Origin of the sequence: Paraburkholderia fungorum, assembly GCF_900099835.1 — a bacterium.
GTDB lineage: Bacteria > Pseudomonadota > Gammaproteobacteria > Burkholderiales > Burkholderiaceae > Paraburkholderia > Paraburkholderia fungorum_A.
The window spans coordinates 1941297-1953591 of record NZ_FNKP01000002.1 but is presented as its reverse complement, the minus strand read 5'-3'; the positions used below and the strand labels follow the sequence as shown (position 1 = coordinate 1953591).

7 protein-coding genes are annotated in these 12295 nt (G+C 63.0%); 2 read left to right on the top strand and 5 right to left on the bottom strand.

Translation table 11 applies throughout. From position 1 onward, the window contains the following. Positions 1-76: 76 nt before the first annotated feature. Positions 77-868, bottom strand: a complete 792-nt coding sequence (locus BLS41_RS24510; RefSeq protein ID WP_074769523.1) for an MHYT domain-containing protein — start codon at positions 866-868, stop codon at positions 77-79. 453 nt (positions 869-1321) lie between these two features. On the opposite strand from BLS41_RS24510, the gene BLS41_RS39125 reads away from it, so the two are divergent. Next, positions 1322-1492, top strand: a complete 171-nt coding sequence (locus BLS41_RS39125; RefSeq protein WP_171910300.1) for a hypothetical protein — start codon at positions 1322-1324, stop codon at positions 1490-1492. Positions 1493-1641: 149 nt separating this feature from the next. Here BLS41_RS39125 and BLS41_RS24505 read toward each other — a convergent pair whose 3' ends face one another. From BLS41_RS24505 to BLS41_RS24490, 4 genes are read right to left on the bottom strand one after another with little or no spacing between them, the layout of a single operon-like run. Next, entirely contained in the window at positions 1642-3252 is a 1611-nt protein-coding gene (locus BLS41_RS24505) for an efflux transporter outer membrane subunit (RefSeq protein ID WP_436972024.1), read from the bottom strand. Continuing rightward, complete coding sequence (locus tag BLS41_RS24500) at positions 3249-6572, bottom strand: efflux RND transporter permease subunit (RefSeq protein WP_074769521.1); 3324 nt, start codon at positions 6570-6572, stop codon at positions 3249-3251. Before BLS41_RS24500 ends, BLS41_RS24505 begins: the two co-directional genes overlap by 4 nt. Beyond that, positions 6569-9721: an efflux RND transporter permease subunit gene (locus tag BLS41_RS24495; RefSeq protein ID WP_074769518.1), complete on the bottom strand. Its 3153-nt coding sequence runs from the start codon at positions 9719-9721 to the stop codon at positions 6569-6571. The genes BLS41_RS24500 and BLS41_RS24495 overlap by 4 nt, the downstream gene beginning before the upstream one ends. Positions 9722-9736: 15 nt before the next feature. Continuing rightward, entirely contained in the window at positions 9737-10999 is a 1263-nt protein-coding gene (locus BLS41_RS24490) for an efflux RND transporter periplasmic adaptor subunit (RefSeq protein WP_074769516.1), read from the bottom strand. A 750-nt stretch (positions 11000-11749) separates the two neighbouring features. On the opposite strand from BLS41_RS24490, the gene BLS41_RS24485 reads away from it, so the two are divergent. Beyond that, a complete protein-coding gene (locus BLS41_RS24485; RefSeq protein WP_074769514.1) occupies positions 11750-12265 on the top strand; it encodes a DUF1697 domain-containing protein in 516 nt (171 codons plus the stop codon). The last annotated feature ends 30 nt before the right edge of the window (positions 12266-12295 follow it).

Below are 12295 nucleotides of genomic sequence, written 5' to 3'. Positions count from 1 at the left end.
CGGCGCGGACCGACCGAAGCCAGTCACGTGCCGCCGGTTCATCGCACTACTGCGGCAAGACGATCGACAGACCCCGTCAGCGGGTCGAGCCGCGAATGCGGTCCACCTGATCGTTGAGTTGCGTCACCGAATTGGCGAGAAACTTGGCGCGCGCGTCGAGATGAAACACCAGCAGCGTCGCGACCAGAATGATGAGCGCCGAAGGAATCACGGCGGCCGCCAGCCATTCCGGCCGGATGCCGCCGGTTGCGCCGCAAATCGCGTCGGGCGCGAAATTCGCCGCCGCCATGCCGGTGTAATGCATGCCCGCAATCGCCACGCCCATGATGCAGGCCGTGCCGATCCGCTTGCGCATGACGTGCTGATGATCCGTGCCCCGCAGCGAGTGCGCACCCCAGAGCGCCGCCGTCGATGCGGCGATCGCGATCAGGATCGACAGCGCGAACACGACGGGGTCGTAGTGGATAGCGGGATGCATCAGCATCGCGGCCATGCCGACGTAATGCATGCTGGCGATACCGAGTCCCATCAGAATGCCGCCGGCGAGCAGCCGGCCCAGACCGAGCCGTTTGCGCGTGACGATAAACAGCGCGAACCACGAAACGAGTATGGCGATGATCAGCGAGTAGCAGGTCACCGCGAAGTCGTAGCCGAGCGGTATGGTCAGCGAGAACGACAGCATGCCGATGAAGTGCATCGACCAGATACCGATGCCCATCGCCAGCGCCCCGCCTGCGAGCCATATCTGTCGCGAGCGTGCGTAGGCGAGCAGGGAAATCCGGTCGGCAAGGTCGAGCGCCGTGTAGGACGCGAGTGTCGCGATGATGAGGGAAAACGCGACTAACCCCAGGTTGTAGCTACTTTGCATAGTCGGCGGCTTTTTAAAAGAGCTCGATTAATGTTATTGACAGCATGGCAGGGATTCTCCTGTGACGAAGAACCTCGGCTCCGCCCATCGCACCGGCCCGTGCGATTGTGACGTGACGCTGTGTCTCTCCCGCTACAACCGGATCGCACTCCGTGCGGAATCACGAAGCTATCCGTACGATGTCCCGGGATTGTGGGTTGGGGACGTCATGCGGATATCCGGTTGAGCAAAGTTGATTCTAGTGCAAGTTCATCGGAAGCTAATCGAAAAATTGAAGCCGAATCAGGCCTTGTTTCAGTTAATTCGATGCGAAATGCATTGCCGGTTAATTCGGTGATCGAATGGGCATAAGTCATTGTCGAATAAGGAAATGACAATGGAAAAAGGGTGCGCTTTTCTATGTAGTCGTTTCAGATTGCCGCCGGTTGCTGGGGCTATCTGAAAGATTCAGGAGTGAATTGTTCGAGCGGCTATGGCGGCGCTATTGCTGCGTCGAAAGCCATCCGTTCATGGCAGTGGGGTGACTCTCATCGCCGTCTGCGGGTTGACGGCACGAAGAGCGGGTTCTGGAGCATCAAGCAGGAGATTTTTTCCGCCGATGCATCGCGCATTGGAATGGCGTGACTAGGTGAGAAATCGGCGCGAAGAATGTGCGCCGGGAAGGGAATTGAACGAGTGGGTTTGGCAAATCGAGGTAAGGACGCGGCGTCGGTTTTGACGCGCGTCGTCCGGTGGACGACGCGCTTGAGCGACCGCTTTTTAATGCCGCAAAATCACTGCGGCTGCGCGCCGGTTTTCTGTGTGGACGCATCACCCGTTTGCACCGGTGCCGGAGTCGGTGCCGGCGCCGAACCCGGCGCACCACGATGCCGCGGATCGTGAAGACTATCCGCCGACCAGCCGCCGCCCAGGTCGCCGAACAGCGAAGCCGAATCCAGCAGACGCGTTTCCTGCACATTCAGCGCGGTCTGCTGGGTACTCAACTGCGTAGCCTGCGCGGTCGCCACGGTGGTGTAGTCGACGGTGCCGGCCTGGTACTCGTCGAGCGCGATCTGGGCACCGCGATTCGCGTCGGCAACAGCCGAGTCGAGCACGACCGTCTGCTGCGCCAGAATCCGCAAGCCGGACAGATCGTCTTCGACGTTGCGGAAGGCCGTCAGCACCGTGTTGCGATAGTTGGCGACAGCCGAGTCGTAAGCCGCCTTCGCTGCATCGACATCCGCGCTGCGCAGGCCGCCGTCGAACAGGGTTTCGGTCGCACTGCCGCCGAGCGACCACACGTAGTTGCCGACGTTCAGCAGGCCGGCCAGCGGCGACTGCGTAAAGCCCGCGAGCGCCGACAGCGAGATGTCCGGGTAATACGCGGCCACCGCCACGCCAATCGCCGCATTCTGCGAGGCCATCTGACGCTCCGCCGTGGCGATGTCGGGGCGGCGTTCGAGCAGCGTCGACGGCACGCCGATCGGCACGTCGGGCAGCGTCGGCATGGTGGTGCTGTGCGTGATCGACAGTTCCTCGGGGTTCTTGCCGACCAGCACGGCAATTGCATGCGCGTACTGTGCCCGCGCGACGCCGAGCGCGATCAGGCTGGACTGCGCGTTGGCGAGCTGGGTGCGCGCCGTGATCACGTCGCTGGGGGCGACCGTGCCCGCCTGGTCCTGGTTGGCCACCACCTCCAGCGAGTGCTGATATGCGTCGACCGTTTTTTGCAGCAGGTCGATATTGGCGTCGCTGGTACGCAGTTCGATGATCGCGGTGGCGAGCGCCACCTGTTCCGACAGCGTCGCATTCGCGAGTGTCGCTTCGCTCGCCTGCGCAGTCGCGGCGCTTTCTTCGATCGTGCGGCGCACCGAGCCCCACAGGTCCGGCGCCCAACTCACGTTGCCTTCGAGCGAACCCGCGTTGACCACCTTCGCCGCGTTGCCGCTGGCGGCGCGCTCCTTGGTGGCCGAGCCGGTTGCGCCGATCGTCGGGAACAGACTGGCGTGCGCGACCCGCACTTCGGCGAGTGCTTCCTGATAGTTTGCGTAGTCCTCGCGCACCGTCTGGTTCGATACCGACACCAGCGGTTCGAGCTGATCGATCAGCGGATCGTGAAACGCAGTCCACCAGTCGCCCTTGGGACCGGACGCCGACGGCACAGCCTGAGTCCAGCCGGGCAGTTCCGAGAACGTGGCGGGCACGTTGACCTGCGGGCGGTGATAGTCGGGGCCGACCATGCAGCCGCTGACCAGCAGCGCCAGCGCGGCGGCGGCCAGTGGCCGGAGCGGAGCAAGCAGCGGCGCAGCAGGGCGCCGCGTCGCATCAGTGCAATTGAGCGCACTACCCGAGCCATCGACGACATCTGTGCCGCCAAACCGTTTGAGGGAAATCTTCATCGTCATGCCTTCGTATCCGGTTGTCCGGGTTGGTCCTCGTTCCGGTTCCAGGGCAGGTTCGCGGACCACTTGACCAGCTTGCCGCGCAAGCGGTCGAGATAGAGGTAGATCACCGGTGTCGTGTACAGCGTAAAGACCTGGCTCAGGATCAGCCCGCCCATCACGGTGATACCGAGCGGCTGACGCAGCGAGGCGCCCTGGCCGATACCGATTGCGAGCGGCACCGCGCCGAGCACGGCGGCGAACGTGGTCATCATGATCGGCCGCAGACGCACCACAGCGGCCGCATGAATCGCGTCGCGCGCGGGCATGTTTTCGCTGCGCTGCAACTGGATCGCCACGTCGACCATCATGATGCCGTTCTTCTTGACGATGCCGATCAGCAGGATGATGCCGATCAGCGCAATCACCGAGAACGGCGTGCCGAAGATCAGCAACGCGAGGGTCGCGCCGATGCCCGCGGACGGTAGCGTCGAGAGAATGGTCAGCGGATGGATCGAGCTTTCGTACAGCACGCCGAGCACGATATACACGACGCCGAGCGCGGCGAGAATCAGCAGCGGGATCGTCCCCATCGACTGCGAGAACGCCGCCGCCGCGCCGGCAAACGAGCCGTGAATGCTCGCCGGCATGCCGATTTCGCGAGCCGTGTTGTTGATCGCCTCGGCGGCCTTGCTGAGCGAACCGCCGGCCGGCAGGTTGAACGAAACCGTCGCGGCGACGAGGCCGCTCTGATGGTTCACCTGGGTGGCCGTATGGCTGTTCGCGAACGAGGCCAACGCTGCCAGCGGCACCATGGTTTCCGCCGACGTACTGTCTGCGCTGCCGGTCGAACTGCTGCCCTTGCTGTTGGAAATGCTGTTGGTGGTCGCGTTGGCCTGCGCGTCCGAGTTCAGCGAGTTGGTGGCCGACGACGTGCTGGTGCTGCTCTCAGTGGTCGCCGTCACGCCCGACACCGTGCCGCTCGGCATCTGCGTGCCCGCCGTGCCGGTGGCGTTACCCGCCGCGGTGCTCATGTAAATCTGGTTGAGCATCTGCGGATACTGCCAGTAGTCGGGCGCGACTTCCATCACCACGAAATACTGGTTGAGCGGGTTGTAGATGGTCGACACCGTGCGCTGGCCGAACGCGTCGTACAGCACGCTGTCCACCTGATTCGGCGCGAAGCCGTAACGTGCCGCCGTCGCGCGATTGATCGTGACGTAGGTCTGCAAGCCGTTCTGCTGCAGGTCCGAGTTCACGTCGAGCACCGTCGCGTGTTCCTTGGCGAGCGCGGCCACGAGCAGCGGCGTCCACTTGAAGAGCGCGGCGGAGTCGTCGCTGGTCAGCGTGTACTGATATTCGGCGGCCGACTGCCGTCCACCGATCCGCAGATCCTGCTGCGCCTGCACGAACAGCCGCGCGCCCGACACCTGGTTGAGCTTGGGCCGCAGCCGGTTCACGACCTCGGTGGCGGTGACGTGCCGCTGCGCGAGCGGCTTCAGCTCGATGAACACGTTCGCGGTATTCAGCGCGCGTCCACCGGTGAAGCCCGCGACCGATTCGACCGCCGGGTCTTTCTGCACGATCTCCTGCAATTGCGCGAGCTTCTTCTGCATCGCCGGGAACGAGATGCTCTGGTCGGCGATGATCTGGCCGATCAGAATGCCCGTGTCCTGCTCGGGGAAGAAGGTGGCGGGCACCAGCTTGAACAGGAACACGTTGCCCACCAGCAGCGCGCCGAGCAGCAGGATCACGAGGAACGCATGATCCAGCACGGCGGTGAGCGAGCGTGCGTACATGTCCTTGAAACGGTCGAACTGCTTTTCGACCCACAGCGCCCAGCGCGCTTTCGAATGCCCCGCGTTCTTGCGGCTCAGCACATATGCGCACATCGCGGGTGTGACGGTCAGCGAAATCAGCAGCGAGATCAGGATCGCGATGGACAGCGTGACCGCGAACTCGTGGAACAGCAGCCCGACGATGCCCGGCATCAGCATGATCGGCAGGAACACGGCGATCAGCGAAAGGCTCATCGAGATCACCGTGAAGCCGACTTCGCCGCTGCCTTTGAGCGCCGCTTCCTTCGGACTGAGGCCGAGCTCCATGTGACGCACGATGTTTTCCAGCACCACCACCGCATCGTCGACGACGAAGCCGGTGCCGATGGTCAGCGCCATCAGCGAGAGGTTGTCGATGCTATAGCCGAGCAGATACATCGGCCCGAACGTGCCGACAATCGACAAGGGCAGCGCGACAGCCGGCACCAGCGTCGCGCGTGGCGACTGCAGGAAGATGAACACCACGCCGACCACCAGCAGCACGGCGATGAACAGCGTGCGTTCGGTGTCGCCGACGGACGAGCGCACCGATTCCGAGCGGTCGATCGCGACGCCGACGTGGACGCTGCTCGGCAGCGTGGCTTCGATCGCCGGCAGCACCTTGCGGATCTGCGCGACGGTGCTCACGACATTGCTGCCGGGCATCGGATACACGACCACCAGAATCGCGGACTTGCCGTTGAACAGCCCCGCATTGCGGATGTTTTCGTTCGAGTCCTTGACGTCGGCGACATCGCGTAACTGCACTGGCGCGCCGTTCCGGTACGCGACCACCAGGTCGCGATAGGGCGCGGCGTGCGTGATCTGGTCATTGGACTTGACCACGTAGCGCTGATCGCCCACGTCGAGGTGACCCTTCGCGCTGTTCGCGTTGGCCGCGCTGATCGCCGCACGCACGTCTTCGAGACCGATGCCGTAGCTGTTCAGCTTGCCTGGCTGCAACTCCACCCGCACGGACGGCAGTGCGCCGCCGCCCAGCGTGATCTGACCCACGCCCTTGACCTGCGAGAGCTGCTGCTGGATCACCGAGTCGGCGGAGTCGTAGAGCTGCGCTTTGGTGAGTGTGTCGGAGGTGAGCGACAGCACCATGATCGGTGCGTCCGCCGGGTTGTACTGCCGGTAGGTCGGATTGCTGCGCAGCGTGGTGGGCAGGTCGGCACGGGCCGCCTGAATGGCGGCTTCGACGTCGCGCGCGGCGCCGTTGATGTCGCGGTTCAGGCCGAACTCGACGATTACCATCGACGAACCGACGTAGCTGATCGACGTCAGTTCCTCGACGTCGGCAATCGTGCCGAGCCGCCTCTCGAGCGGCTCCGCCACCGTGGACGCCATGATGTCCGGGCTCGCGCCCGCCATGTTCGCCTGCACGACGATCACCGGAAACGCGATGTTCGGCAGCGGCGCGACCGGCAAGCGGAAGTACGCGAGCGCGCCGGAGATCAGGATCGCGATGGCAAGAAGCGCCGTCGCGACCGGTCGCCGGATGAAGAGGGCCGAGATGTTCAACGCGGGTCCTCCGCGCCGTTGCCTGGCAGATCCGGGGTGTGGCCGGTGTCGTCATCCGTGCCGTTGCGGTTGCGCCAGCGCTTCACGCGTTCCGCCATCCGGTCGAAGAACAGATAGATCACCGGCGTGGTGAACAGCGTCAGCATCTGGCTCAGCGTCAGGCCGCCGATAATCGCGATGCCCAGCGGGCGGCGCAATTCCGAACCCGTGCCGGTGCCGAGCAGCATCGGCAGTGCGCCGAGCATGGCCGCGAGGGTGGTCATCAGGATCGGCCGGAAACGCAGCAGCGAAGCCTCGAAGATCGCTTCGCGCGGCGCCTTGCCGTGATTGCGTTCGGCGTCGAGCGCGAAGTCCACCATCATGATCGCGTTCTTCTTGACGATACCGATCAGCAGCACGATGCCGATAATGCCGATCACATCCAGGTCACTGCCGGCGATCATCAGCGCGAGCAGTGCGCCGATACCCGCCGACGGCAGCGTGGAAAGAATCGTCACCGGATGGATGAAGCTCTCGTACAACACGCCGAGCACGATATATACGGCCACCAGCGCCGCGATCAGCAGATACACCTCGCTGGAGAGCGAATCTTCGAACGCCTGCGCCGCGCCTTGCAGCGACGACGTGATCGACGGCGGCAGATTCACCGCCTGCTCGGCCGCGTGAATGTCCTTGACGGCCGTGCTCAGCGACGCGCCCTTCGCGAGGTTGAACGAGATCGTGACCGACGGGAACTGCGCGAGATGGCTGATCACCAGCGGCGACTTCGTGATGTTGATCTTCGCGATGCCCGACAGCGGCACCTGGCCCGTGCTGCTGGTCTGACTCGGCAGATACAGGTTGCCGATCGACTGCACCGTCGGCAGCGATTCAGGCTTCGCGACGAGAATCACGCGATACTGGTTCGACTGCTCGAAGATGGTCGACACGATGCGCTGGCCGAGCGCGTCGTACAGCGCGTTGTCGATGGTCGCGGGCGTGATGCCGAAGCGCGCGGCCAGTTGCCGGTTGACTTCGACGTTCACGCTGAGGCCGTCGGTATTCATGTCGCTCTGCACGTCGGAGAGCGACGGAATCTGTTTCATCCGCTTCAGCAGTTCCGGCACGTACGTCTGGAACGCCTGCTGGCTCGGTCCGCGCAACACGAAGCTGTACTGGTTCGGCGACACGGTGGTGTCGAGCGTCAGATCCTGCTCGGGCTGCATGAAGAGCTTCACGCCGGGCACGTGCGAGACCTCGTCCTGCAGGCGCCGCGCGATTTCCTGCGCGGTGTCGGAGCGTTTGTCGCGGTCACGCAGGTTGATCAGGAAGCGGCCGTTGTTCAGCGTCGAATTGGTGCCGTCGATCCCCACGTAAGAGGTCAGCGACACCACGTCCGGGTCTTTCAGGATCGCGTCGGCGAGTGCGGTCTGACGCCTCACCATCGCCGTGTACGACACCGAGTTGTCGGCCACGCTGATCCCCTGGATCACGCCGACGTCCTGCACCGGGAACAGTCCCTTTGGAATCACGACATAGAGAACGCCGGTCAGCACGACGGTGCCGACCGCCACCATCAGCGTCAACACCTGGTGGTCGAGCACCCAGCGCAAACCGCGTTCATACGCATTGAGCGTCTTGTCGAACAGGCCCTCGCTGATCCGCTCGAAACGGCTCGGATGACGCTCGGCCTGCGCGCGCAACATGCGCGCGCAGAGCATCGGCACGACCGTGAGCGACACCACGGCGGAGATCACGATGGTGACCGCCAGCGTCACCGCGAATTCGCTGAACAGACGGCCGATCACGCCGCCCATGAACAGCAGCGGAATCAGCACGGCGATCAGCGAAATGGTCAGCGACAGAATCGTGAAGCCGATCTGCCCCGCGCCCTCGAGCGCGGCTTCGAGCGGCGTCTTGCCTTCCTCCAGATAGCGGACGATGTTCTCGATCATCACGATCGAGTCGTCGACCACGAAGCCGGTCGCGATGATCAATGCCATCAGCGAGAGGTTGTCGATCGAATAGTTGAGCTGGTACATCACGGCCAGCGTGCCGATCAGCGAGACCGGCACCGACACGCTCGGAATCAGCGTGGCGGGCACGTTGCGCAGGAACACGAAGATCACCGCGACCACCAGCACGATCGCCAGAATCAGTTCGAACGCCGCGTCGCGCACCGACGAGCGGATCACGCCCGTGCTGTCCGACACGACCGTGACTTTCATGCCGGCCGGCAGCGTCGATTCGAGTTGCGGCAACTGCTTCATGATCTGGTTGACCGTCGCGATCACGTTCGCGCCCGGCTGACGCTGCACGTTCAGCACGATCGCGGGCGAGCCGTTGTACCACGCGCCGCGCTCCACATCCTGGGCCGCCTGGCTCACGCGAGCAACATCGCGCATGAACACCGGCGCGCCGTTCTGATACGCGATCACCGTGTTCAGATAGTCTTTCGGATCGGTGATCTGGTCGTTGCCGTTGATCGTGTAGTCGAGATCGGGGCCGTCGAAATTGCCCTTCGGCTGACTGACGTTCACGTAGCTGAGCAGCGTGCGCAGATCGTCGATATTCAGGCCGTAGGCGGCGAGCTTGTGCGGGTCCGCTTCGACGCGGATGGCGGGGACGTTGCCGCCGCTCGTCGTCACCACGCCCACGCCCGACACTTCGGAAATCTTGGTGCCGAGGCGGTTGTTGGCGACGTCTTCGAGTTGCGTCAGCGACATCGACTTCGATGTGACTGCGAGCGTAAGAATCGGCTGGTCCGCCGGATTGACCTTGGCGTAGGTCGGCGGCGCGGGCAGGCCGGTCGGCAGATAGCTGTTCGACGCGTTGATGGCCTGCTGGACGTTCTGTTCGGCAATGTCCAGGTTCAGCGACAGGTCGAACTGCAACGTGATGACCGATGCGCCGTCCGAGCTATACGACGTCATCTGCTGCAAGCCGGGAATCTCGCCCAGTTGCACTTCGAGCGGCGCGGTGACGGTGGTCGCCATCACGTCGGGACTCGCGCCCGGATAGAAAGTCTGCACCTGGATCGTCGGATAGTCGACGTTGGGCAGCGACGAAACCGGCAGCACGCGCATCGCGATGAGGCCCACCAGCACGAGGGCGATCATCAGCAGCAGCGTCGCTACCGGCCGGAGAATGAACAGTCGGGAAATATTCATCGGCGAGCGGGCCTGCTACGACGAAGCCGCATCGGCGGACGAGGCTGCGGAAGCCGCCGCCGCGCCGGAGGCGGGTTCGGACACCGCGTCCGAAGCGGCGCTTGCGGCGGCAGCGCCGCTCGCGGCTGCGGCGGGTTTCGGCGCGGCAGGCTGGATCTTCGCGCCGTCGTTCAGACGGTCGGTGCCGTCCGTCACGACTTCATTACCCTGCGACAGACCGGACACGATCACGGTGTTCTTGCCGTCGCTCGGACCGAGTTTGACCTTGTGCACCGAGACCGTGTGATCCGCGTTGACGAGGTAGACGAAGTCGCCGGGCGCGCCGCTTTGCACGGCGGCGGTCGGCACCAGCACCGCGTTCTGCATCGTGTCGACCAGCAGCTTCACGTTGACGAACTCGTTGGGGAACAGCGCTTCGTCGTCGTTGGCGAACGTGGCCCGCAACGTGACGGTGCCCGTGGCGGTCGCCATCTGGTTGCTGACCGCGTACAGCGTGCCGGTTGCGATGGCGCGCGCGTTGTCGCTGCTATAGGCGGTGACCGGCAGCGTCGCGCCGCCATTCAGGCGTTGCACGATCGAGGCGAGCGCGTCTTGCGGCACCGTGAACTGCACGGTGGTCGGCTTGACGGTGGTGATGACCACGATGCCCGTGCTCGACGAAGCCGTCACGTAATTGCCCGGATCGACCAGACGCAAGCCGACCTTGCCCGCGACCGGCGCGGTGATGCGGCAATAAGCGAGGTCGAGATCGTATTGGGCGATGCTGGCGAGATCGGATTTGACGGCGGCCTCGTCCTGCTGCACGAGGAATTGTTGATCCGCGAAAGTTTGCTGCGCGATCGACTTGCGCTCGTTCAACAGCGTGTAGCGTTCGAGATCGGCACGCGCCTGGGCCAGCGTCGCGCGATCTTTGGCGAGCGTCGCTTCGGCCTGCTGCTTGCTGATCTGATATTGACGCGGATCGATCTGCGCGAGGAACTGGCCTTTCTTCACTTCCTGGCCTTCGTGATACCCGACCTCGGTGAGGTAGCCGCTCAATTGCGGCAGCACGGTGACCGTCGCGGTGGGCGTGACCGTACCGAGTTCGCTCAGCGTTACCGGCATCGAACCGAGCGTCGCGCTCGATACCGTGACGACGATAGGCGCGGCGTCGCGCGTGGGCTTCTTGCGGGTCAACAGGTGAACCGCGACCACGGCGATCAGGACCAGCAAGATCACCACGACCACGATGAGCCCGCGTCGGGAGCGCTTTGGCTGCTTGGACACGGTGTCACTCATAGAACTCTCCGGAAACTTGTACTGTCGTTAATGTGTAATTGGGGCAGGGTCCGCTCGCGCGACTGCCGGAAAATGCCATGGTTCTTATGCGTTGTCACCATCGAGCGAACCCCTGGATGCGTGTTATGAAAACGTAATCTGCATGGACGTGACAGCGATGTCGCGTCTTGCCCGGCATTACGTCTTGTGAATGGTGGCGCGCGACGACGGCCGCGCTTCGTAACGAGCCGTAAACGATCAACAAAGCCGCTCCCGCGCATGGCGCGCAGAAAGAGGCGCAGATTGCCGCACGGCTGGCGCGAGGGCCGCTGTAAAACGCCGTGTGTTGTTCATGGTTACCTGAGTAGCAGCGCGTGGTTGAAGAATGAAACGGGTTATGGCATCAATGTACCTGGCTCGGTCGAGCCTTGAGTTACACCTTTGCAACATTGTCGCTGTCAGAAAGACTCCGTTACATGTCGACCGATCTGTCGTTCATATCGACCAATGGGAGAGCGCTCTTTAATCATTCTGATTGGCGACGCTTCGAGTCATGACAGATGGACTCGAACCTGACGAATAGCTTTCTAATTGACTTGAGCTTGCGATCTTTTTCGACAGCCACGATAGCAGAGAGGAGTATGTGTCCATGAATGATGAGTAATCTGATGAGCCGCCCCCGTGAACGGCGTCATGGGCAGGAGCAATTACTGTTCCGCGATCTCCGCACGCAGCGATCCCGCAACCCTTCACTCTTGACGGCTTTACCCGATGACTCGATACGTCGCTTTTTTACGCGCTGTGAATGTCGGAGGTACTGGAAAACTTCCCATGGCCGAACTGCGCGCCATGTGCGAGTCGATTGGCTGTTCCAATGTGCGAACCTACATTGCAAGCGGCAATGTGGTGCTGGATAGTCGACTAGGGGAAGCATCGTTGAAGAAACGGCTTGAAGACTGCCTGATGAACTACGCGGGCAAACCGGTCGGCGTTCTCGTGCGAAGCGGCGCGGAGTTGGCGGCGGTTCTCGCCGGCAATCCTTTCAAATCCGCTGCGCCGAATCGAACGGTTGCGATCTTTCTCGATGCAAATCCACCTGCCGATGCGGCAAGCGATGTCAGCGGATTGCAGGGCGAAGAGCTTGCGCTGGGCAAGCGTGAGATCTACGTGCACTACAGCAATGGGATCGCGCATTCGAAACTGAAAATCCCGGCTGCGAAAAACGGCACCGCGCGCAACATGAACACGGTGGCGACTCTCGTCGAGTGGGCGGCAAGTTCAGATTAATGCGCTTCTACCGCGAAGACGATGGATGCA

Bases quoted from the DNA above. Each gene is read 5' to 3' on its own strand.
- BLS41_RS24510 (WP_074769523.1), bottom strand. From the start codon at position 868: ATGCAAAGTAGCTACAACCTGGGGTTAGTCGCGTTTTCCCTCATCATC.
- BLS41_RS24505 (WP_436972024.1), bottom strand. From the start codon at position 3,252: ATGACGATGAAGATTTCCCTCAAACGGTTTGGCGGCACAGATGTCGTC.
- BLS41_RS24495 (WP_074769518.1), bottom strand. From the start codon at position 9,721: ATGAATATTTCCCGACTGTTCATTCTCCGGCCGGTAGCGACGCTGCTG.
- BLS41_RS24490 (WP_074769516.1), bottom strand. From the start codon at position 10,999: ATGAGTGACACCGTGTCCAAGCAGCCAAAGCGCTCCCGACGCGGGCTC.
- BLS41_RS24485 (WP_074769514.1), top strand. From the start codon at position 11,750: ATGACTCGATACGTCGCTTTTTTACGCGCTGTGAATGTCGGAGGTACT.